27 protein-coding genes and 1 pseudogene are annotated in these 22,386 nt (G+C 45.2%); 1 reads left to right on the forward strand and 27 read right to left on the reverse strand.

Annotation, left to right across the window (positions count from 1 at the left end; all coding sequences use genetic code 11):
- The 17 genes from RG608_RS02455 to miaA form a co-directional block, all read right to left on the reverse strand.
- Positions 1–1,095 (reverse strand): FAD-binding oxidoreductase, encoded by a 1,095-nt coding sequence (locus RG608_RS02455; protein ID WP_268687300.1) that lies wholly within the window; start codon positions 1,093–1,095, stop codon positions 1–3.
- A gap of 11 nt (positions 1,096–1,106) precedes the next feature.
- The gene (locus tag RG608_RS02460) at positions 1,107–1,904 is read right to left on the reverse strand and encodes a Nif3-like dinuclear metal center hexameric protein (protein WP_268687301.1); all 798 of its coding nucleotides are present in this window, start codon (positions 1,902–1,904) and stop codon (positions 1,107–1,109) included.
- The gene (locus RG608_RS02465) at positions 1,891–2,580 is read right to left on the reverse strand and encodes a tRNA (adenine(22)-N(1))-methyltransferase TrmK (RefSeq protein WP_268687302.1); all 690 of its coding nucleotides are present in this window, start codon (positions 2,578–2,580) and stop codon (positions 1,891–1,893) included. Before RG608_RS02465 ends, RG608_RS02460 begins: the two co-directional genes overlap by 14 nt.
- 141 nt (positions 2,581–2,721) lie before the next feature.
- Positions 2,722–3,510 (reverse strand): glutathione-dependent disulfide-bond oxidoreductase, encoded by a 789-nt coding sequence (yghU, locus tag RG608_RS02470; RefSeq protein ID WP_268687303.1) that lies wholly within the window; start codon positions 3,508–3,510, stop codon positions 2,722–2,724.
- A gap of 67 nt (positions 3,511–3,577) precedes the next feature.
- Positions 3,578–4,258, reverse strand: a complete 681-nt coding sequence (locus RG608_RS02475; RefSeq protein ID WP_002897343.1) for a DnaD domain-containing protein — start codon at positions 4,256–4,258, stop codon at positions 3,578–3,580.
- An 8-nt stretch (positions 4,259–4,266) separates the two neighbouring features.
- On the reverse strand, positions 4,267–5,208 hold the full coding sequence (gene metA, locus RG608_RS02480) for a homoserine O-succinyltransferase (RefSeq protein ID WP_002930858.1): 942 nt from the start codon (positions 5,206–5,208) through the stop codon (positions 4,267–4,269).
- 147 nt (positions 5,209–5,355) lie between these two features.
- On the reverse strand, positions 5,356–5,868 hold the full coding sequence (locus RG608_RS02485; protein ID WP_002906315.1) for an adenine phosphoribosyltransferase: 513 nt from the start codon (positions 5,866–5,868) through the stop codon (positions 5,356–5,358).
- Positions 5,869–6,065: 197 nt separating this feature from the next.
- A complete protein-coding gene (locus RG608_RS02490) occupies positions 6,066–6,593 on the reverse strand; it encodes a hypothetical protein (RefSeq protein WP_004186488.1) in 528 nt (175 codons plus the stop codon).
- Between the two features lie 46 nt (positions 6,594–6,639).
- Positions 6,640–8,859, reverse strand: a complete 2,220-nt coding sequence (recJ, locus tag RG608_RS02495; RefSeq protein ID WP_308946535.1) for a single-stranded-DNA-specific exonuclease RecJ — start codon at positions 8,857–8,859, stop codon at positions 6,640–6,642.
- Between the two features lie 105 nt (positions 8,860–8,964).
- A complete protein-coding gene (locus tag RG608_RS02500; protein ID WP_308946507.1) occupies positions 8,965–9,555 on the reverse strand; it encodes an HD domain-containing protein in 591 nt (196 codons plus the stop codon).
- Between the two features lie 64 nt (positions 9,556–9,619).
- Positions 9,620–10,654: an acyltransferase family protein gene (locus RG608_RS02505; RefSeq protein WP_268687305.1), complete on the reverse strand. Its 1,035-nt coding sequence runs from the start codon at positions 10,652–10,654 to the stop codon at positions 9,620–9,622.
- Between the two features lie 58 nt (positions 10,655–10,712).
- On the reverse strand, positions 10,713–11,423 hold the full coding sequence (locus RG608_RS02510) for a class I SAM-dependent methyltransferase (RefSeq protein WP_268687306.1): 711 nt from the start codon (positions 11,421–11,423) through the stop codon (positions 10,713–10,715).
- A gap of 6 nt (positions 11,424–11,429) precedes the next feature.
- Positions 11,430–12,185 (reverse strand): SDR family oxidoreductase, encoded by a 756-nt coding sequence (locus tag RG608_RS02515; RefSeq protein ID WP_308946508.1) that lies wholly within the window; start codon positions 12,183–12,185, stop codon positions 11,430–11,432.
- A complete protein-coding gene (rnz, locus tag RG608_RS02520; RefSeq protein ID WP_268687308.1) occupies positions 12,182–13,111 on the reverse strand; it encodes a ribonuclease Z in 930 nt (309 codons plus the stop codon). Before rnz ends, RG608_RS02515 begins: the two co-directional genes overlap by 4 nt.
- A 10-nt stretch (positions 13,112–13,121) precedes the next feature.
- A complete protein-coding gene (locus RG608_RS02525; RefSeq protein WP_268687309.1) occupies positions 13,122–13,745 on the reverse strand; it encodes a cystathionine beta-lyase in 624 nt (207 codons plus the stop codon).
- Positions 13,738–14,976 carry a GTPase HflX gene (hflX, locus tag RG608_RS02530; RefSeq protein ID WP_268687310.1) on the reverse strand — a complete coding sequence of 413 codons (1,239 nt, stop codon included), beginning with the start codon at positions 14,974–14,976 and terminating at the stop codon, positions 13,738–13,740. Before hflX ends, RG608_RS02525 begins: the two co-directional genes overlap by 8 nt.
- A gap of 31 nt (positions 14,977–15,007) precedes the next feature.
- Complete coding sequence (gene miaA / locus RG608_RS02535) at positions 15,008–15,892, reverse strand: tRNA (adenosine(37)-N6)-dimethylallyltransferase MiaA (RefSeq protein ID WP_268687311.1); 885 nt, start codon at positions 15,890–15,892, stop codon at positions 15,008–15,010.
- Positions 15,893–15,974: 82 nt separating this feature from the next.
- Between miaA and RG608_RS02540 the strand changes: the two genes are divergently transcribed.
- Positions 15,975–16,145: a DUF3042 family protein gene (locus tag RG608_RS02540; RefSeq protein WP_002895160.1), complete on the forward strand. Its 171-nt coding sequence runs from the start codon at positions 15,975–15,977 to the stop codon at positions 16,143–16,145.
- Positions 16,146–16,236: 91 nt separating this feature from the next.
- Here RG608_RS02540 and RG608_RS02545 read toward each other — a convergent pair.
- From RG608_RS02545 to hisH, 10 genes and pseudogenes are all read right to left on the reverse strand, one after another.
- Positions 16,237–16,634 (reverse strand): annotated as a pseudogene (locus RG608_RS02545) (hypothetical protein).
- A 196-nt stretch (positions 16,635–16,830) separates the two neighbouring features.
- Positions 16,831–17,196, reverse strand: coding sequence for a hypothetical protein (locus RG608_RS02550; RefSeq protein ID WP_268687313.1), 366 nt, complete (start codon positions 17,194–17,196; stop codon positions 16,831–16,833).
- Between the two features lie 83 nt (positions 17,197–17,279).
- On the reverse strand, positions 17,280–18,206 hold the full coding sequence (locus RG608_RS02555; protein ID WP_268687314.1) for a YafY family protein: 927 nt from the start codon (positions 18,204–18,206) through the stop codon (positions 17,280–17,282).
- Positions 18,207–18,222: 16 nt separating this feature from the next.
- Positions 18,223–18,693, reverse strand: a complete 471-nt coding sequence (locus tag RG608_RS02560) for a GNAT family N-acetyltransferase (RefSeq protein WP_268687315.1) — start codon at positions 18,691–18,693, stop codon at positions 18,223–18,225.
- An 11-nt stretch (positions 18,694–18,704) separates the two neighbouring features.
- The gene (locus RG608_RS02565) at positions 18,705–19,454 is read right to left on the reverse strand and encodes a PHP domain-containing protein (RefSeq protein ID WP_268687316.1); all 750 of its coding nucleotides are present in this window, start codon (positions 19,452–19,454) and stop codon (positions 18,705–18,707) included.
- 33 nt (positions 19,455–19,487) lie between these two features.
- Positions 19,488–19,802, reverse strand: coding sequence for a phosphoribosyl-ATP diphosphatase (gene hisE, locus RG608_RS02570; RefSeq protein WP_268687317.1), 315 nt, complete (start codon positions 19,800–19,802; stop codon positions 19,488–19,490).
- Between the two features lie 131 nt (positions 19,803–19,933).
- Positions 19,934–20,278: a phosphoribosyl-AMP cyclohydrolase gene (hisI, locus tag RG608_RS02575; RefSeq protein ID WP_268687318.1), complete on the reverse strand. Its 345-nt coding sequence runs from the start codon at positions 20,276–20,278 to the stop codon at positions 19,934–19,936.
- Positions 20,278–21,036 (reverse strand): imidazole glycerol phosphate synthase subunit HisF, encoded by a 759-nt coding sequence (gene hisF / locus RG608_RS02580; RefSeq protein WP_268687319.1) that lies wholly within the window; start codon positions 21,034–21,036, stop codon positions 20,278–20,280. Before hisF ends, hisI begins: the two co-directional genes overlap by 1 nt.
- A gap of 2 nt (positions 21,037–21,038) precedes the next feature.
- Positions 21,039–21,761 carry a 1-(5-phosphoribosyl)-5-[(5-phosphoribosylamino)methylideneamino]imidazole-4-carboxamide isomerase gene (gene hisA / locus RG608_RS02585; RefSeq protein WP_268687320.1) on the reverse strand — a complete coding sequence of 241 codons (723 nt, stop codon included), beginning with the start codon at positions 21,759–21,761 and terminating at the stop codon, positions 21,039–21,041.
- The gene (gene hisH / locus RG608_RS02590; RefSeq protein WP_308946509.1) at positions 21,739–22,362 is read right to left on the reverse strand and encodes an imidazole glycerol phosphate synthase subunit HisH; all 624 of its coding nucleotides are present in this window, start codon (positions 22,360–22,362) and stop codon (positions 21,739–21,741) included. The genes hisA and hisH overlap by 23 nt, the downstream gene beginning before the upstream one ends.
- Positions 22,363–22,386: the final 24 nt, after the last annotated feature.

Genomic DNA, 22,386 nt, shown 5'->3' on the forward strand with positions numbered 1-22,386 from the left:
TCAAACCTTCTTTACATACCACTCAATAGGATAGTCAGCTGGATTCAGCAGCCCCGCTTCTCCTAGAGCCATCTGGGCCAATTGGCGTCCGATGAGTGGGCCAGTTGTCAGACCAGAAGAGCCTAATCCGCTGGCAGCGTAGACATGCGGTAAGTCTGGCACAGCTCCAAAGAAAGGAGCAAAGTCGCTGGTATAGGCCCGTGTTCCCACGCGCTCGCCTAAAATCTCTGCTTTAGACAGCCTTAGCAAGTAAGTTTCCGCTTCTTGCTGCAACTGATTCAGCACTTTCCTATCTACCGTCAAATCAAAGCCCTGATTATTTTCATGGCTAGCACCGACGCTGACCTTGCCTGCCAGAAAGGGAATGATATCCAGCTCGCCCTCAGGCATAACAACTGGGTAGTCATCTGTCTGCTCAGCCAGCCTAAAATCACGTAGCTGTCCTTTTTGTGGCCGAACATCTGTCTCATAGCCCAGTGGCTGCAAGATTTCTCCTAACCAAGCCCCCACAGCTAATATAACACTGTCAAAGCTGAGTCCGTCCACAAGAAGTTTCTCTCCCTCTACTGCCAGGCTTACCTTTTTCTCAACCAGTTCTGCCTTACTGGCTTTCAGAAGCGTCTCCGTCAAGAGTGCTCCCTCCACACGGGCGCCGCCGGAAGCATAGAGAAGTCGCTCAAAGCCTTGCAAATCTGGAAATTTCTCCTGAGCTTCCTGACGGCTGAGAAGACTCACCTCCCCGATTAACGGCGACTCTTCCCGACGATTAGCAGCCAAATCATAAAGTTCCTGCAGCTTGCTCTCGTCCCTTTTCAGCAGATAAACACCTGTCTGTTGGTAAAAGTCTGTCTGGATTCCAGCCGCTTTCAGATCCGCAATCAAGTTCTGATAAAAATCAGCGCCCAGACGTGCCATCCTGTACCAAGCCTTATTGCGACGTTTGGAAAACCAAGGACTGATAATGCCAGCGGCTGCCTTGGTTGCCTGCCCCTTACCGTCATCAAAGACAGTCACTTCCACATCTGGTGATTTGGACAGATAGTAAGCTGCTGTTGATCCGACAATCCCAGCTCCAATCACTGCTACTTTTTTCATGTCGCTCCCTCTCAAATATGTCGGAAAGGATTGGTCGAAGCCTGACTAGCCAGAATCTCAATCTCCCATCCCTCTTCTGCCTTCCAAGTATCAAGCTTTTCTTTTAATTTTTCCGTAAAAAGAACCTCAATATGGTGTCCAGGATCCATCGCTAAAAGTCCCTCTGTCAGCATCTCCTGAGCTGTATGATAGTAAATATCACCTGTAATGTAGACCTGCGCTCCCTTGGCAATGGCCTCCGGATAAAAGGACTGACCGCTGCCACCACAAATAGCAACTCGCTCAATCACACGATTGAGATCCGCTTCTTCATAAGTGACCAGACGCAAACAATCTAGTCCAAAACTTGCCTTGACCTTAGCCGCAAAGTCCCCAAAGGTCTGAGTAGCAATCCTTCCCACGCGGCCAATACCGTTTTCTGGTCCCGTCTGACTGAGAAAACTTGTCTCCTCAATATCCAATAGCTGGCAGAACCAATCATTAAGCCCGTCCTCCACAACATCAATATTAGTATGGCTGACATAGACAGCAATATCATGCTTGATGAGGTCTAGAATCATCTGATTTTGAGCCTTGTCCGCCACTAGGTCTTTGAGCGGGCGAAAGATAGGCGCATGTTTAACGATAATCAGTCCAGCGCCTACCTCAATAGCCTCCGCCACTGTCTGCTCACGAATATCCAGTGCCACTAGAACTTTGTCCACTTCTTTGTCCAATGTTCCGATTTGCAGGCCTGAAATATCGCCCTCCATGGACAGTTCTTGCGGGCAGTAGGCTTCATAACGGGCGATGATTTCACTTGCTAGCATGGAGTACCTCCTTGATACTTTCAATTTTTTGGGACATAGCAGAGCGTTCTAGCTCATTTTTTTCTGGGATATGGGCTAGAGCTCCTTCTAGTTTCTTCAGTTCTTTCTGCCATCTTAGCTGAAAAGCAGGTGACTGTTGCTTCATCAGAAAAGGTCCGAAACGCTTTTCTTGCTCTGTCAAAGTTTGCTGGCCAGCTTCTGCCACTAGGATTTCGTAAAACTTTCCAGCCTCTTCTAAGATATCCTCAGCCAGCAAGCGAAAGCTGTTAGATACAAGCCAGCTGCGAAGCTCATCCTCTCGGTTATTGGGCTGCAAAATCAAGCGGGAAATAGCTCCAAGCTTAGCTCTGCCATTTTCCAAAATCTCTGAAATCAAGCGACCACCCATGCCAGCGATAACGATGGTATCAATCTGGTCTTCCGCTTCAAAAGCAGCTAAACCATTAGCCAAGCGAACTTCAATCTGCTTCGTCAGCCCATGCTCTGCCACATTTTTCTGGGCAGACTGAAAAGGCCCCTCTACCACTTCTCCGGCCAGAGCCTTCTCAATCCGTCCTTCCTGAATCAGGTAAATAGGCAGATATGCGTGATCGCTCCCAACATCCAGCAACTTTGCCCCATCCGGCACAAAAGCAGCTACTCGCTCCAAGCGTTGGGAAATAGTCTTTTTTTGCATTGCTCACTCTTTTCTAAACATTCTTCTATTCAGTATATCATTTTTAAAGGTATAAAAAAAGCAGCGGAGGAAAAATCAGCCTGTTGATAAACTGATTTTGTCTCGCCACTTGATGATGGGGTGTTCCTACCCATCACTTTTTTATTTGATTTCCTGATACTCGGCAGCTAAACCACGCTGGACTGCCGGACGAGCTGCAATCTTCTCCGCCCAAGCAGATAGATGTTTGTAGGATGCAGCATCCAAGAACTCAGCTGCGCCTGGATAGAGCTTATCCTGCACCAACTGCCCATACCAAGACCAGATAGCAATATCAGCAATACTGTAGTCTTCTCCAGCGATATAAGCTTTCTTAGCCAATTCTTTGTCTAATAAATCCAGCTGTCTCTTGGCTTCCATGGTAAAGCGGTTGATAGGATATTCTAGCTTTTCTGGAGCATAGTTAAAGAAATGACCGAAACCACCGCCCAAGAAGGGCGCCGCGCCTGTCTGCCAGAAGAGCCAGTTGAGCACCTCAGTCCGACCAGCCAAATCTGAAGGAAACAGCTTTCCGAACTTCTCTGCTAGATAGAGTAGGATATTGGCTGACTCGAAGACACGAATAGGCTTATCAGCTGACTGATCTAACAAGGCCGGAATCTTAGAGTTGGGATTGATTTTCACAAAATCTGAGCCAAACTGGTCGCCGTCCATAATGCTGATCTTATAGAGGTCATAGGCTGCCTCAGTGATACCCGATGCCAGTAGTTCCTCCAGCATAATCGTCACCTTGACTCCATTAGGAGTCCCAAGTGAATAAAGCTGAAAAGGTTCTTTACCGACAGGAAGCTTCTGCTCAAAGCGCGCTCCAGCAGTAGGCTGATTGATACCTGAAAATTTTCCTTGGTCGCTGTCCGCAGCGGACCAGACTTTTGGCAATTGATAGGTCATACTTTTCTCCTTTTTTATAAAACCAAGGGCCTGTCATATCTAACAGGCCACTGCAAATCTAATAAAGTCAGTCCTTCCACAAATTCATGGCATTGAGGAAATCATCTGAAACTGTCACATTTTGAGGATTAGCTGCTTCGCGCTCTTCCCGCTTGGCTTCTACCTGAGCAAGCGTGGTGATGCCTTCTTTACGCCAATTGCGCAAGATAGCCTGAATATACTTCCAATTGGCCTTGCCATTAAACACAGCCTCACGAAGGGCAGCCTTGACCAAGTCAGGATTGGTTTTATCGTCTTGAACAGTCTTAGTCAAGTCCTCAATTTCAAAAGGTGTCAAGAGACGGCCCAGCTCCTGCTGGAAGGTCTCCACCAAGTCTTTTAAAACATTCTGTGGCGCCTTTGCCACAGTCTGCGGACCACTTTTGGCTGCAAGAAGTTCATCCAGCTTTTCTAAAGCCGGTGAAGCATCAAAAATAACCTCTGTCTCTCCATTCAGTTCAATGGTTTTATACTGCAAGAGACCTTTCTCTGTCAGATGGGACATAGAGCGATTGACTTCTGACAGGGTCTTGCCAATATGCTCCGCAATCTGACTAGGTGCCAACTCTTCCAGAGAAGTCGTATTTTGCAGATAGAAAAACTGCCAGACCAAAAAATCATCGCTGGAATCAAAGATGTCCTTAAAATGTAAAAGAAGAGCACTCGGGATTACTAGATTGCCCGATTTAAAAGCTGATAAATAAGTCATGTCACCTCTTATAGATAAGCAAAAAACGATACATCATTTTCAGGACTTTCCCAGTCAAAAGGTGTCTCCTGATAGACAGCATAATTGACCCAATTGCTGAAAAAGAGTGCCGCGGCCGAACTCCAACGCAAGGCCGGTGTCGCATGGACATCATCGTTTTTAAAATAATTCTCTGGAATGTGTGGATTCTTCCCTGCCTTCAAATCGCGGAAATACTCTTTAGATAGAGTATCGCGGTCGTATTCCATGTGACCGAAACTATATACCTCTCGCAAGTCTCGGCTAGCCAGCACAGAGAGGCCAGTATCTTCACCATATGAGAGAATTTCCAGATTAGTCAGATTGACAATATCTTCCTTCAGAACTTCCGTATGACGGGAATGCGGCGCATAAAACTCATCGTCAAAGCCACGAAAAAGCAGATTGCTGCTGTCAGCTGACTGGCTATAGACACCCGATAATTTACGCGTCATCTGGTGCTTGTCAACGCCGTAGCGAGCGTAAAGTCCAGCCTGAGCTCCCCAACAGATATGCAGAGTCGAAAAGACATGGGTCTTGGACCATTCAATCACCTGCTGGAACTCTTCCCAGTAGTCCACCGCTTCAAAAGGCAGATGCTCTACAGGCGCACCAGTAATAATCAAGCCATCAAAATAGCGATTTTTAACCTCATCAAAAGTCTTATAGAAAGTCTCCATATGCTCTGCACGTGTAGTTTTAGACTGGTGAGAGCTCATGTAGAGGAAGTCAATAGTCAACTGCAGCGGAGTATTAGCCAAGTGGCGCAGTATCTGAGTCTCCGTCACCATTTTCTGGGGCATGAGATTGAGTACCAGAATATTCAGAGGGCGGATATCCTGATGGTCCGCCCTGTCGTCATCCATGACAAAGATATTCTCAGAACTTAAAATGTCAACAGCTGGCAGTTTCTTATCAATCTTAATTGGCATGAAAATATCTCCTTCAATCGTTAGAAAGGCTTGGAAATACTTTTCCAGCCTATTCTTTGTTTATCCAATGTACTTTCATTATACTGAAAGGAGATATAGTTTTCAATTATACTTTTTCTCTAACTAGATATAGCTAGAAACTATGTATTAATAGTGCATCAGAACCTTGTAGTCGTAATCGCCGATAACTTCGCGACCTTTGAGCTCATCCAGCTCAATAAGGAAGGCACAGCCAGCTACTACACCACCAAGGCGCTCAATCATCTCAATCGTCGCCTTCACTGTTCCACCAGTCGCAAGGAGATCATCTACAATCAGAACGCGCTGACCTGGCTTGATAGCATCTGCATGCATGGTCAGGGTATCCATACCATACTCTTTTTCATAGTCAGCTGAGATAACTTCACGAGGAAGCTTACCAGGCTTGCGGACTGGAGCAAAGCCAATTCCCAACTCAAATGCAACCGGACAACCCACGATAAAGCCACGAGCTTCCGGTCCAACGATCATGTCAATCTTCTTGTCTGTCGCATATTGAACAATCTCACGAACAGCGTAGCTATAAGCATTTCCGTCTGCCATCAATGGGCTGATATCACGGAATGTCACGCCCTCCTTTGGATAATTTTCGATTGTTGCAATGTAGTCTTTTAAATTCATGATATACTTTCTTTCAAAAAAATTTTTTACTCTCTATTATATCACTTTTTCCTCCAAATGGTAATAGAAAAGTTATTTTTTAAGGGGATAGATTATTTAATTTAAAAGAGTATGTTTCATTCATTTATAGACCACCTTATTGAGGCTGGGATTGAGTTGGTTAACCTTTATAATCGTTTTTTCTAGGCAAGTCAAAATTAAATGTATTGCTCTAAATAAAGTGGTGTTGCTATTTCTTGTTCATAATTTTTTACAATATCCTTCGTAAATAAGCCTAATAAGTCCAAATCATTAGATGGATTAATCTCAAATATTGAAAATACAGATTTTTCAAGAAAATCATTCAATTCTTTATAATTCGACATATAACTATAGCCTTGAGGAGCGTTAAATCTCGGTGATAATTCTTTAGCTTGTTTCAATGATATAGGCGAGTCAAGAAGAGACAGGGAGTAAATTGGAGAAAAATACTTAGCACCTTCTTGCAAATGTTTTTCCAAATATGAACGACTACTATTGGCTAAATCTGAATTTTCTAAAAAGTGTTGGATATTATTACGCTGACCTAAAACCATTTTCCCAACAATCATCTTAGCGGGTGAGGAAAGATATAAATAGGCTACCGTTTCTTTTTCAGGAATCCTTGAACGATATTCAAAATGCTTTTTTACTGTTAGCAAAGCTTTAAAAAATTCTGGTTTAAAGCTCAGGATAATTTCATTCATCTAAAATGTTCTCCTTTGCAAGGCTTTGGCTTAGTCTGGTACCATCTCATCTCTCCATCAAATAATTATAAATCTCTTGCACGGTGCCCAGTGCCATGAGTTCTTGTTCTTTGACTAGGCGCTTGAGGTCTTGGTAAATAAGACTGCTATCAATTTCTTTCTTTTCTGCTTCTTTATTGACCGTCATGACGCCTTCTGTGATGCTTACAAAGCCCAGCTCTTCAAAAATCTGAATCATTTTGACCAAGAGAATAGGGTCGATTTTCAGGTAAGCTGCCAAATCCTTGAGCTTATAGCGAACATCAAACTCGGGGAACTGATAGATGGTCTTGTAGAGTTTGGCAAACTGCTCACGATTGCCAAAACCTGTCAGATAGTAGGGCTTGGCAATCTCATTCTTAAAGTAAATCGCTTCAAAATCCTGAGACTGAATAATCTTCTTCAAGTCCTGCAAATCATCAGGCAGGTCATAAACCACAACTGCTCTGCTATTTGTCAAATCTGGCAATTCCTCAGTGAAACGCAAGACTGGAACCTTGTCAGGCAGCGTCGCATTTTTGCTGCGGATATTGAAAAGTTGAACACCGTCCACACGGGCATCTACCAGCATGAGCTGGAGACTGGTCTTTCCATTCCATTTATTGACAGAGAGGCTGACAGCCAGCTCCAGATTCTTGGTTTGGGCAAATTCTGTCGCCAGGTTTCCTTGCCCAAAAGCTACTACTTCAAAAGCAGCATCTTCCTGAGAAATTTTCAGCTTGAGATGACTGTTGCCAGCCCCCATAGTCCGAGCATTGTCCACTTTAAAGTCCTTGAGGTAAAAAAGCGGCTTCTTATTGTCCATACCAAAAGGCGCCAGTTTTTCAAAGCTTTTGAGCGTATCTAGGGTCAGTTCTGGCAAGTGCAGTTCCTCATCTAAGTACAGAGCTGTTTTGCCTGTCAAATCCAAATCATTGTCTAAGATGTAGGCCGTCAAAATATCGGCAAGCTCCGCCAGCTTATCTGCTTCGAGAGTCATACCTGCTGCTCCAGCGTGTCCACCAAAAGCTACAAAGAGATCACGGTGGCTGTCCAAGGCCTCAAAAATATTAACCGCTTCAATACTGCGGGCGCTGCCCTTCGCGATGCCATCCTCAATATTAAGCACTATGACTGGCTGGTGCAGCTCTTCCAGCAAGCGCCCAGCGACAATCCCTAGCACACCAGGGTTCCAACCTTCCTTGGCCAGCACCTGCACTGGTCTCTTAGGGTCCAGCATACTTTTTGCCTCTTCATAAATCTGCTGGACGATTTCCTTGCGCTCGTCATTTTTCTGGTTGATCATAAGCGCAATGTCGCGAGCTTCTTCGTCATCAAAGCCAGTCAAAAGCTCAACTGCTGGATTGGGATCATCCAACCGTCCCAAGGCATTGAGTCGGGGGGCAAGCTGGAAACCAACCGTTTCTTCATCCAGCTCATCTGACTGAATACCAGCGATTTTAAAGAGCTCCTGAAGTCCTACGCGCTGAGTGTTTTTGAGGACGGAAAGGCCGTATTTGACTAAGATCCGATTTTCCCCCGTCAGACTGACCATATCGGCAATAGTGCCAATGGCAACTAAGTCCAAAAGTTCGACTTGGACTTCTTCCAACAAGGCTGTTGCCAGCTTAAAAGCCACCCCACAACCAGCTAGATGCTTGAAAGGGTAATTCGCTCCGCTATGTTCCGGATGGACAATCGCATAGGCGTTTGGTAGCTCCTCAGGCATGGAGTGATGATCCGTCACGATGACATCCACGCCGAGAGACTGAGCCAGCTCGATAGCTTCAAGGCCAGCCACTCCATTATCCACTGTAACAATGAGCGAGATCCCATGATTTTCAATAAAATACTTGTAAACACTGCTATTAGGTCCATAGCCATCCGTAAAGCGATTGGGCAGATAAACCTGACACTCAGCCCCCAGCTGCTCCAAGGCTTCCTTGACAATTGATGCCGAAGTCATCCCATCAGCATCATAATCGCCATAGATCAAAATCTGCTCGTAATTCTCAATCGCTGCGCGAATGCGCTCCACTGCCCGCTCCATATCATGCAGATCATAAGGGTCGTGAAGCTGGTCTAAACTAGGCTCCAAAAACTCCTGTAAAGCCTCCTCAGTCTGCACACCTCTTTGGTAAAGAAGACTTGCAACGGCAGATTCTAATCCGGCTTTCTTGGCCTTTTTTAAAAATTTTTCGTCTGTAAAATTTGTGGCAAACTGCCAGTCGTATTTTGAGCTAATCATGATGAGTGATACATTTTCTCCGTTCAATCTTGTCTGAATATTATAACATGAAAAGACTGGTTCAACCAGTCTCAAACTTCTTATCTACGGGCAAGGTCCCCGACCTCATTCATCCAGGTATAGTCCTTTGGCAACACTTTGATCAATAACTTCCTGAGCTAATTCCCAAAGAGCTAAAGAGTTTTCTTGGATAAAGGATTTCTTAGCGATGACCTGCGACTTGGTCAGGCTATGAGGATTGTCATGGGGCTGAGCAACTTCCAAGTGATTGAGCAGAGGAACCAGAGCGTCCAGCACTCGAGCATATTTAGCCTCTATGCTCATGCCGGTTTCAAATTCCTGCCAAAGCTCTAAAAAGGAATCCTGCTGATCTAACGGCAACTTGCCCAAACTGATTTTCAAGGACTCAAGCTCTCTATCGTAAGAATCGCTCTTGCCTACATCGTCAAAGATAAAAGTATCGCCAGCATATATTTCGCCCAAATCATGAATTAGTAATATAGACATGACCTTTTCCAGATTGACTTCTTCGGTGATATATTCTCGAAAGACTAGGGCCATGAGCGCACCCTGCCAACTATGCTCAGCAGAATTCTCAAAACGATAGGCATCCAAGGTCCGATTGTTACGATGAGTGGCTTTCAGCTTTTCCAGCTCATTGGTAAAAGCCAGCTGCTGTTGTAGACGTTCAAGCATGTGGAACTCCTTTGAAATGTTTTATAGTTAATTCTATTCAAAATTGATAGTTGCTCTTAACGCTCTATATGATTTTCTTCCCTCGCCATCCAATCACCAACTTTGACGTCAGGTGGGTCAGGATAATCGTCAGAAGGAAGACCCAACGGCCCTTTTCCCACTTGGACAGCTGCTGGGATTTGAGCAGAAAAAAAGATAACTCAATAAAGATAGGATGGAGGAAGAAATAAAGGATACTTAGATCTTTTAAATGTCGCCAGTTTTTTTCGCGCTTCCACTCTGCTTTTAACAGCCAATTGAATAAGAAAAGTGTAAAGGGAATGAGAGCAAAGAAAAAGTTTTTATCCAGTCCCTGCCTGATGTAAACCAGCACTCCTTCGCCTGCTAGAAAAAGACTTGCCAACAGAAGAAACAGCCAGCGTTTCTTCTGAAATAAGGCTATCTGCCCGTAATCAGCTAGAAAGTAGCCTAAATAGATAAAAATGGGCGTATAGAAGAGGCCATTCCTGCTGGTGAAAAAGAACTTGGCATAGGCATCGTACCAGTCCGTCAGCAGACTAGGAGCCAGATAGGCGTGATAAGTCTCAATAGCACCTAAGGCATAGAGAACCAGTAAAAGGACAAATGTTTTCTTGGAGCCTAACTTCCTATACAAGAAATGGACCAGCAGCAAACCTAAGAGAAAGGCAGGAATATACCAAAGCTGGTAGCTCATTCCTATGTAGAAGAGCGCTGCTAGAATAGCCAGCGGAGCTAGGTAGAGGGGCAAATGCAGAGATTGGAAATAAGTCAAAGCGTAGGGAAGGTAGACCAGACTCCAAAAACCATAGACCTTTAAAATGCCTTTAATATACAGAGTTAGTTTCACAGCTTGAGGCTCTTGCTTCCAGCGTACTCGGAAAAAATAGGCTGAAGAAATTAAAAAGAAAGGGACCGCCATGCGGCCAAACATACTCTTCTGAATAAAATGCAGGGCTTCATGTTCAAAAAGCCTCTGGCAGTGAACCAGAATTACCAAAACGGAAGCAATATATTGAAAAAGGCTGAGGAGGGCATAATTGACTGTCTGCCCTGACCCTACGACTTCTCTCCTTTGCATCAAGATTTCTCCTTACGAGGTTTGTTTAAGATGTAAATGAGCACTTTTTTCCTTTGACCTAGGACTTGACTAGCCAAACATGCTGAAAGGCAGCAATGTCCCGATAAGGTGATTGGTTGCAGACAGCCAGCTCCATCTCAAGCATCTTTTCAGCCCAGCCAGGGGCAGTTTTATAGTCATTGGCCTGCAAGCCATAAAAAATCCGTACTCCTTGATAATCCTCAACTTCTAAAGGCAGACCTGAAATCACATCTTGAACCTGATAAACCTTAGCAGCTCCCATGCTGTGGGTTTGATATTTCTGACCCGCTAAAAGCTGCTGGGCCTTTTCTGGATCATTTTCAAAAACCACCGTATGCATAATGCGCCCAACCTCGTGGTGCTTGACCAGAGAAATTTTGCCGTCCTTTTTTAAGAGGCGGGAAAATTCTGTCAAATAGAGAGCAAGATCAGATACATACTCTAAGACATTATGACAGATGATGATGTCAAAAGACTGGTCAGGCAGATTTTGAAGAAGGTCCAAACTGCCTTGCAATTGCTCATAGGAAAAGTCCTGCTTGCGCTCGGCAATCATTTCTGAACTAGGCTCGATAGCGGTCACTTGGTTGTTTTCCGCTAGAAAATCGGCTACAATTCCAAAACCACTGCCGAAATCAAGAATTTTCTGGCCCTTCAGCGACTCTAGAAAGGCAAAAACAATATCATACTGAAGCTTGCCCCAAGGCGCCTGCAGATGAGCTTTGTAGGCTTGTAGATTAGCTGTCATAAAACCTCACTTATAGTTAAACATATTGGCTGCCATCTTGTCGGCAATTCTTGGAAAAAGTGTATAAAGCTTGTGGGCTAAATTGAGAATTCCAGGTAGATTAATTTCCCGCTTCTTTTTACCAAAGGAACTGACAATTTTGCTCGCTACAAAGTCAGGCTCCAAGATATACTTGTCCACTGCTTTTACATAGGAGCCGTCAGGATCTGCCTGATCGAAAAAGGAAGTTTTGATAGGACCAGGGTTCACCGTCGTGACATAAACCCCAAAAGGCAGGAGCTCCAGTCGAAGGGCATTGGAAAAACCAATAGCAGCAAACTTGGTCGCCGAATAAAGACTGGACTTGCTACTTGCAATGAGGCCGGCCATACTAACGATATTGACGATATGTCCTTGACCTGCCTGCTTCATACGAACTCCAAAGATACGGGACAAATTCATCAGGGCAAAGGTATTGACCTCAAACATGGCCTCGATATCACTGGAGCTGATTTTGTCAAATTCTTCAAAAATCCCATAGCCAGAGTTATTGACAAGGACATCCACGCGTCCGTACTGACTGTCAATCTGCTCAGCAAAGTTTTCCAAAGCTGAGCTATCTGTGATATCCAGCTCCACTAGGTCAAGATTTTCTTTTTGTCCATATAATTTTTCCAACTTGTCCTTGCTCCGGCCAACTAAAATCAGTCGGTCATGGGGCAAGAGCTTAACCATTTCCTGAGCCAGCCCACCGCTAGCTCCTGTGATGATGATGGTTCTCATATCTCCACCTCTTCCAAGTCCTTAACCACATGGACGTTGTCAAAGACGCTACTTGCATCGCGGCGCATTTGGCTGATGTCCTTGGCTAGAAAGCGAGCACTGATATGATTGAGTAGGAGGCGCTTGGCACCAGCTTCCTTGGCTACTTCTGCTGCTTGCATATTAGTAGAATGGCCGTGATTACGAGCAAGTTTTTCGTCTCCCTTGCCATAAGTTGCTTCATGGACCAGTACATCTGCTGCCACAGCCAAGCGGACGCTGGCAGCAGTCTTACGGGTATCACCTAGAATAGCAATGGTCTTGCCCGGACGAGGGGCTGATATATAGTCGGCTGCAATGATTTTGGTTCCATCATCTAGGACGATATCCTGACCATTCTTGACCTTACCAAAGAGGGGACCAAAGGGAACACCCGCTGCCCGTAACTTGTCCGCATCCAGCGTTCCTTCCAAATCTTTCTGCATGACCCGATAGCCCACACAGAAAATCGTATGATCTAGCTTATCCGCATAAACAGTGAACTTGTCCGTTTCCAGAATCTTGCCAAGACTGTTCTCATCAAACTCATGAAAATAAATCCGATAAGGCAGGCGAGAACCAGACACGCGCAGGCTAGACAGGACAAAGCTTTTAATGCCTTTAGGACCATAAATTTCTAAATCCGTCTGCTCTTCATTAGCCTGAAAAGAACGACTGGATAAAAAGCCTGGCAAGCCAAAAATATGGTCGCCATGCAGATGCGTGATGAAAATCTTGCTGATTTTGCGCGGTTTAATCGTCGTCTCCAAAATCTGGTGCTGGGTACCTTCACCGCAGTCAAACATCCAGACCTCGTTGATTTCCTCCAAAAGCTTGAGGACAAGGCTGGACACATTGCGAGCCTTGGAGGGCTGACCGGCTCCGGTTCCTAAAAATTGTAATTGCATGTTTTTCTTTCTAAATGATATAAATCATGGCAGAGCGATTCTGCGAGTGATAGTATTTTCTGCCAACATAGGACTGAGCCAGCTGACTGACTTCCTCTTGATTGTAGCCCAGAACTCTCTGGCGGCCATCCGCTAGCTGCTGCCAATCGGTCAAAGCAGTCAGAGCCTGACTGTCCACGACTTGAGATTCAGCTTTGAGAGGTACCATTTTTATGCTCCCAGCTTCTTCGTAGACCAAATACTGTGGAAAGACTTGGGCAATTTCAAAGAGCAAGTCAGCTGTTACCGACTCTGGCATTTCAGGAAAGACCAAGCCGACTCCCTCGCTCTCATAGCAAAATCCATAGGACTTGCCAGAAAGATTGAGCCGGACAAAAGGCTTATTTTCTACAAAGCTAGGCTCCGCATTCCACAAATCCAGTGCCTGACTGATTTCTAAAAAATAGGCTGTCGCGGCTTCCGGACTTTTCTTTTGATAAAGCTCAGCAAAGTAAGCATTGATAACGCTGGGCGGCGGTGTGATAAAGCTAAGCTTCTGCTCTTCTGTCAGACCAGCCAACACTTGCTCTAAGTAGACCCTGTCTAGACTAGTAAAACCGCCGTATTTCAGGGCCAAGTCAATATAATCAGTCATAAAATTCTTCCAATTTCCATTTGTTTTTCTCGGCAATCCAGCCTGAAATGACTTCGACATCGTCTGTATATTCTCGATTTCCCATAATCACGACTTTCTCTAAATCATGAATCTTGTAAGCTTTAGCCGGAGCTACCTTGATAGTAAAAGGCAAAAAGAGCTCTTTCATTCGCTCCAGCAGGACTTGCTGCAAAAGAGCTCTGCTATTGTCCGCCTTAGCCGAAATCAAAGAATAAGGAGTCAAGGTCGGAGTAAAATCCTCAGTCTTGTCCGCTTTGTTATAGAGAGTCAGCCGGGGAATATCCAGCATATCCAGCTCTTTCATGATGTCAAGAACGGTCTTTTCATGCTCCTCATGATGAGGGTCTCTGGCGTCAATAACATGGACCAGCAAATCAACATTTTTGCTCTCTTCCAGAGTCGACTTAAAGCTAGATACTAGCTCTGTCGGCAAATCCTGAATGAAGCCAACCGTGTCTGTCAGCGTGACATTGAGCTGACCACTGAGATTGATGTTCTTGGTCGTGGCATCTAGCGTCGCAAAGAGTTCGTCTGCCTCATACTGACTCTTACTAGTCAAGCAGTTCATAATAGTGGACTTGCCAGCATTGGTATAGCCGATGAGGCCGATTTTGAAAATGCTGGACTCCAGCCGTTTTTCACGAACAGTTGCCCGATTTTTCTCCACTGCCTTGAGCTGGCGCTCAATATCGTGAATCTGATTGCGGACACTGCGGCGATTGAGCTCCAGCTGGCTTTCACCAGGACCGCGGGAGCCAATGCCACCTGCCTGACGGCTGAGCATAATGCCCTGGCCGACCAAGCGAGGCAGGAGGTACTTGAGCTGGGCCAAATGCACCTGAAGTTTCCCCTCATGACTCCTAGCTCTCATGGCAAAAATATCCAAAATCAGCTGCATACGGTCAATGACCTTGACCCCCAAACTTTCCTCTAGGTTAACATTTTGGCGAGGTGTCAGACGGTTATTGACAATAACGGTCGAAATCTCTTCGGCATCAACCATCTGTCGGATTTCTTCTAACTTACCAGAGCCAACAAAGGTCTTGCTGTCATACTTTTCTCGCTTCTGGCTATAGGAACCGACTACCTCAGCTCCTGCCGTCTTAGCTAGGCTTTGCAGCTCCTCCATGGATAGGTCAAAATTTTCCGTGTCTGCCAACTCCACACCGACCAGAAAGACACGCTCTGTTTTTTTCTCTGTTTCTATCATCTCATATCCTTACTAAGACTTGGTCAGCCAGCTACTTATCCAAAAACTTCCTGATGTCCTCCATGACCTGATTTTTATAGTCTGGATTTCCCACCTGATAAGAGGTCACGGACATCCGGTTGCGAAACCAAGTCAGCTGGCGCTTGGCAAAACGGCGGGTATTCTGCTTGAGCTTATCCACCGCCTCTTCAAGACTTATCTGACCTTCAAAGTAGGGGAAAAGTTCCTTGTAGCCGATCCCCTTGCTGGCTTGACTGGTTGGAGCTTTCTCAAACAGCCAGCGGGCTTCTTCTAAGAGACCATCTTCTATCATCAGATCTACTCGCTGATTGATTCGCTCATAAAGTCGCTCACGCTCATCATCTAGGCAAATCAGCAGGACTTCATAATCTGGAAGATTGTTTTCTAGCTGACCACCTAACTGAGCAATCTCCAGCGCCCTCATAGCCCTGCGTCGATTTATCTGAGGAATCTCGATACCCAGCTCTGCTATTTTTCCAAACAAATCCTCATCTGACCAACTGTCCAGCTGCGCCCGATAGGCCAGAATCTCCTCGTGAGGGACGGAGCCGCCCAGATGGTAGCCCTCGAGCAAGCTCTGGATATAGAGCCCTGTGCCGCCGCAAATGATAGGTAGCTGACCTTGAGACTCAATCTCACGAATAGCCTGATCCGCCTCAGTCACAAAATCATAGGCCGAGTAGCTTTCTCCAACCTCCCGCACATCCAGCAGATGATGGGGAATGCCCTCCTGCTCTTCAGGACGAATCTTGGCCGTGCCAATATCCAAGCCACGATAGACCTGCTGACTATCACCACTGATGATTTGGCCATTGAAGCGTTTGGCTACCTCAATACTCAAAGCCGTTTTCCCGACCGCAGTAGGCCCCACTATCACAATTATTTTGGTTTTCATCGTTTTTCCTTGAAAAAATTTTGATTTTTCGTTACTATTAATTATAACATAAATAATAAAAGTTCAGAAAAGGAGAAATCACATGGCTAAAGGATTTGGAAAAGGCGTTCTTACAGGAGTTGCAGCTACTGTAGCTGCTGTGGCAGGCGCAGTATATGCCGTCAAGAAAAAAGTCATCGAACCTGAAGAACAAAAAGCGGCTTTCATCGAAGAAAACCGTAAAAAAGCAGCTCGCAAACGTGTAGCACACTAATCTTACACGTTTCACTACAAAGCCTGGATTTTTCCAGGCTTTTTCTTTTTTGAAAAAACAGCAGTCAAATCAACTGCTACAAACAAAGCTATTAGACTTTAAAAGTTCTCTCTTTCTTGGGCGGTTGAATGCCAGAGAGCTAAAGATATAATTGCTTAAGAGCAAGAATACTAACAACTCAAGCACAAAAAACAAATCGAAAGCAGGACTGGAAGACAGAGAAACGAAAGGAATCGCGACACACATAAGTATGATATAAAGAATTTTCAAGCGTTTGATATAAAGCCAGAAGAGTTCAAGGCTTTGCCTGCTACTGATCTGCGACTTAGACTTACTTCTCGAGTACCAGATGAAAAATACTTCCGCAAAAAAGAATAGACCTAGCAAAATGATTATTCTCCAAAAATGAACCTGCAGTAGAATTCCCATTGCTAGCAATAACAAAACACCCAAGCTCAGCGCCACCACTGCTCGCCTAGTAGTAGCCATAAAATCAACTCCTCTATATGACTACGAAGAACAGTCAAATTAATTATTACTAATCGATTAGATTGCTCTAGGAGAACATATTTTATTTCGGCTTTATTTTACCACTTGGCAAGAAAACTTACAAATAATACGATAAAGCATTTGTAGAAGTCATTAGTTACTGAAAAAGCCACCATTCGGTGACTTTTCTACATGCCTATTTCCCTTGCATAAACTCTTGGAAACGATGAGTATCAAAGTAAATAGTAGAAGCAATTAATTTATCTGATTCGTCAAATTTTAAAAATTCTGCGACATCCAATTCTAGTTCTTTTCCGTGTGGTGACTGCATGCGATAGCGATTTAAAGCTGCTGCTTCTCGTCCCTCTACCAATAACTTCTTCACTTCAAGATGCTGGCTTAAAGCATAGAATTGACCTGCACCTTGCAGATAAACATCACGCCCTTGCCTGATCTCCTGACTGTCGCACATTCCATAATTAAAGTTTTCTGCTACGAAATCTTCCCAGCCACCTTTATTAACTGCGGTAAAATAGCTTTCTGCTAATGTTTTCGTATCCATTTGGAACCTCCAAAAATAATTTAGGCAAGCACTCAACCAATGAGATTTTCAAGCCATTTAAGATTATACAAAAAGCAATATGACTACAGTCTGTCATATTGCTGAAGATTTTTTTGAAGAGTAATAATTAATTTATCCTGCAGTTCTTTTGGTGATATGACTTTTACTTGATGAGCAAAACTTAAAATCAATTCGAAAAAGGCCGGTGTCAATGCTCTGAAAGCATGTACCTTTATCCTTGTTTGCTCAACAGTGATTTCTTCTTCTGTGAAATGGTCATAAATTTTTGGAAGCGCAGACTCTGTGAAAATCAGCTTTACTTCTTCTTTACTGCCCTCAACTTTATCTTTAGACGGATTTAGAAAAAGATCTAGCTTTTCTTGAGATAAAAGAGGGTAATCTCCAGCTTCGATACCCTCTTCTACTTGCTGCAAATCGCGAATCCTGCTAAGTTTGAAAAAACGAAAATCTAACTTTTCTAAACAGTAGCCGATAACATACCAGGCATTCAATTTAAAAATCAGACGGTAAGGAAGAATCGTTCGCTGGCTTCGTTCTTGTTTTTTAGAATAGTAGGAAAAGGAAACTTTCTTCCCAGTTTGTATAGCCTGCTCAATTTCAAGTAAATAATTTGTATTGAGAGACCATGAACTGAGATCAAAATAAAATGGATTGACCTTGTCGGTCGCTTCTTGAGAAGCAAGCTTATGCTCAATATTGTCAAAACTTGGACGGCCAACAATTTTGCCAACATTTTGGCTCATATTGATGATAAACTGCTTTTCTTCTTCTGTGAAAAAGCTGCTGTCCATCTTGTAGTCATCCGGTATATAAAAGCCGCCCTTATCTCCACGTTCAGAGTAGATAGGGATTCCGGCTAAGCTGAGCGTATCCATATCTCGATATACTGTGCGGGTAGATATTTCAAAACGTTCAGCAATTTCTTTAGCCGTTATCTGTCTCTTATTCAAAAGGGCTAGCAAAATATAGATTAATCGTTCTAGTTTCATGAGTTTTCTTTTCTTATTACAATCGCCACAGCATCAAATAATCATCTTCCCTCTCTTCAACCGTGACAAAGCCCAGTCTTTGATAAAAGCCAACGGCGGGATTGTCTTTGGAAACGGAGAGGGAAACACTTGGGTAGCCTTTGGACTTGAGTAAGTCCAGCATGGCCGTCATCAACTGCTGCCCTAGACCTTGACCCCTGAACTCAGGCAGGAATGAAATGGACAGAGAGGGAGTCCGGTCGTCATAATAGCCATAATCTTTCATGATGCGAACCCAAACTGCTCCGACCAGCCGGCCGGCCACTTCTGCCGCTAAAGCCCAATCATCTGGCTGCTGACCAAAGTCCTTGATATACATCTCAAGTTCTGGCTCCTTCAAGATACTTCTGGGCAACGGCGCTAGACCTGGGGGGATAAAAATAGCTTGGTAAAGAAATTCCTCTAAGAGCGGGATTTCCTCTGATTTTAAGGACCTAATCTCAGTCATGATTTCTCCTTCTAGATCAACTGCTCCTCACCTATGCCAGCCTCTGCTAAGATTTTGGAAACTCGGTCAAACTGCAAACGGAAATGCTCCAGCTTGTGGCCATCTGATCCCACTGAAAAGCACTGACCGCCCAGCTCCTTGACTAGAGAGAGAGCGTAGATATAGAGTTCCTCGTGACCGTAAAGATACATGGACTTGCAGTTGAGCTCAAAGGCCAGGCCATGATTAATCATCTTTTGAAAAAGCTGTCGCAGCTCTGGTTCAAAAGTTTTTAACTCCTCTACGGTAAGCGCAAATTTTCGGAAACCATAGTCAAAGTGAGCTAGTACATCTGCTGGCACAGCCTCGATAGCCTCTTCTAACTCTCTCAGGTAGCGGGTAATTAACTCCGTCTTATCCAGCTGCAAGACCGGATCTTCCAGATAGTCAAAACTACCATTGTGATGGACAGACAAGAGTTTGAGGTCGTATTCCTTGTCCGCTAGGAAAGCTAGGATATCGTCCTTACGCGGAGCGTAATAGCCAATTTCAATGCCCTTTTTGATGCGGTTGCCATATTGCTGGTTCAGCTCTGCTATTTTTGCTGAATAGGCCTCATAGTCAGGCACATCATCGTGGGGCGAGGCTGCTTCATAGGGGTAGGGATTGGACAAATCATAATGCTCAGTGGTGACAATCTCGCCCTCGTAATGGTTCAGATAGTCACAGAAATCCGCCTCAGAATCATAGGAAAAACAGGTATGAAGATGGTTGTCGCGCATGCGGGGCCGCCTTTCTGCAAATCTTGTATCACTTTAGTAATGGTTAATTTCAGGTCGATCATGAATCCGGCTCTGCTTGCCCTGACGGGCCTGGAGGACGGCCTCTACCTTTTCCAGACTGATGCCAGTCTCGACGAGAGCGACCGCCAGATGGTAGAGCAGATCAGCTGTCTCATTGGCCATCTCTTCCTTATCAGCGTTTTTAGCCGCAATGACCACTTCTGTCGCTTCTTCACCGACTTTTTTGAGAATCTTGTCCAGCCCCTTGTCATAGAGATAGCTGGTATAGGAGCCTTCCTTGGGCTCTTTTTTGCGTTTGAGGGCTTCTTGATAGAGGGTTTCTAACATAGTATCTCCTTGTTACTGTCCTTATTTTACTATAAAATACAATTCTTTCCAATGGCAGGCTGGTGTCTTGATACTGGCTTCTTAGTTTTATTCTTGCATTAACCAAGTACTAAAGTAAAGCAAGGGAGCCTTTAGTCAGTTTTGCTGTCTTCTTCATCCCAGATTGTATGGAAAAAGCAGGATTTGGCACCGGTGTGGCAGGCTGCTCCCAGCTGGGCTACCTCGATCAGCAGGGTATCTTGGTCGCAATCAGCTGTGATTTTTTTGACAGTCTGGTAGTGGCCGCTGGTGGCTCCCTTATGCCAAAGCTCCTGACGAGACCGGCTCCAGTACCACATCTGACCGCTAGTGCGGGTCAGCTGATAGGCTTCTTCATTGAGATAGGCCAGCATGAGGACTTCTTTGCTGGTGTAGTCTAGGATAATGGCAGGTATAAGACCACCTTGCTTTTGAAAATCTAACTTCACTTCTGTCATCAGATGCGTACCTCCAATCCAGCTTCCAGCATGGCTTTTTTGGTATCTGAGATGGAGACCTGACCATAATGGAAAATCGAGGCTGCCAAAGCACCTGTCGCTGCAGTCTTTTCAAAAACTTCTATGATATGCTGTCTAGAGCCAGCACCACCAGATGCAATAATCGGAACGGAAACCACTTGGGAGACGGCTTCCAGCATTGGCAAGTCAAAACCAGACTTGGTCCCGTCCTTGTCCATACTGGTCAAAAGAATTTCCCCTGCTCCAAGACTGACAGCTTCTTGGATCCAGTCTAACAGGTCGCGACCGCTGTCCTTACGGCCGCCAGCCAGATAGACATGCCAGCTGCCATCCGCTTCTTTTTTAGCATCCACGGCCAGCACCACACATTGACTGCCGAATTTCTCAGCACAGTCAGCTAAAAGCTGAGGATTTGCAAGTGCTGAGGAATTAACTGCAACCTTATCCGCACCAGCTTGGAGCATCCGCTTCATGTCCTCAACCGTACGAATGCCGCCCCCGACAGTAAAAGGAATGAAAACCTGCTCCGCCACTCGCCGGACCATCTCGACCGTCGTGTCCCGCTCCTCATGGGTGGCGGTGATGTCCAGAAAGACCAACTCATCGCAGCCAGCTTCATAATAAGCCTTGGCAGCATCAACTGGATCGCCCACATCAGTCAGATTGACAAAGTTGATGCCCTTGACCACCCGGCCGTCCTTGACATCTAGACAGGGAATGATTCGTTTTTTCAGCATGGCTAGCCCCTTTCTGCTTCCTTGATCTGCTCTAGGCTAACTCGTCCACTGTAATAGGCCTTGCCCACAATGGCACCAGCCAAGCCCAGTTTTTTCAGCTCCTTTAAGTCATCTGCTGACTGGATGCCGCCAGAGGCAATGACTTGAGCATGCTTGAGTGCTGCCAGCAATTTTTGATAATGCTGGATATTAGGGCCAGTCAGAGTTCCGTCTCGGTCTACATCCGTATAGACAAAGAGACGGACACCGATTTTTTCCATGGCCAAGGCCAGGCTGATATAGTCCTGACTGCTGGTTTCCAGCCAACCCTCAGTCGCAACCAGCCCCCCTTTCGCATCGATGCCAATCACGACTTTGCTGCTTCCAAAGCGCTCCAGCGCGGCCTCAACAAAGGCAGGATTCTTAACAGCCATAGAGCCAATAATGACACGGTCAATACCGACCGCTAGATAATCTTCAATCTGCTCCAGACTGCGGATACCACCCCCAACTTGGATAGCTAGACCAGTCTCCGACTTAATTCGGGCAATCAAATCCCGATTGGCCGCCCGACCTTCTAAGGCCCCATCCAAGTCAACCACATGAATCATGGTAACCCCGGCTTCTTTGAAAATTTTGGCTTGCTCCAAAACATCGGGATTGACCACCGTCTTCTGACTAAAATCCCCTTTAAAAAGGCGGACGGCCTGGCCGTCTTTGATATCAATAGCGGGCAGTATTTTCATAGACATACTCCTTAAACTTCTCTAGGATACCGAGACCGACAGTCCCTGACTTTTCTGGGTGAAACTGACAGCCAAAGACCGAGCCTCTGTGAATCATGGCTGGGATAGGCAACCCATAATCAGCCGTCACATCCAAGTACTCCTCCGGAACATCTGTATAGTAGCTATGGACAAAATAGACTGACTGTCCATCAAGATCAGCTGTCAAAGCAGACGACTGCTGGATTTTTAAGTCATTCCAGCCCATGTGAGGCACAGGCAGACCAGCCTGGTCTGGAATCCTACAGCAAACACCGGGAATCAAGCCCAGTCCAGAACTTTGACCATTCTCCAATCCAGACTCCAGTAGGAGCTGCATACCTAAGCAAATGCCCAAGAGAGGTTTGCCTGTAGCCACAGCCTGCTGGATAATGGACACCAGCCCTCGTCTTTCCAATTCCTGCATGGCAGTAGGAAAAGCACCTACTCCTGGTAAAATCAAGCCATCGGCAGTTAAAATTTCCTGCGGGTCAGCTGACAGACGCGCTTCTACTCCGACCTGAGCCAGAGCACGGAGGACATTGGCAGTATTTCCCGCGTCATAATCAATAACAATCATCATCTCTACATCAACTCCTTTCACTCA

It is taken from the genome of Streptococcus sp. IsoGale022 (assembly GCF_031142805.1).
GTDB classification, from domain to species: Bacteria; Bacillota; Bacilli; order Lactobacillales; family Streptococcaceae; genus Streptococcus; species Streptococcus sanguinis_A.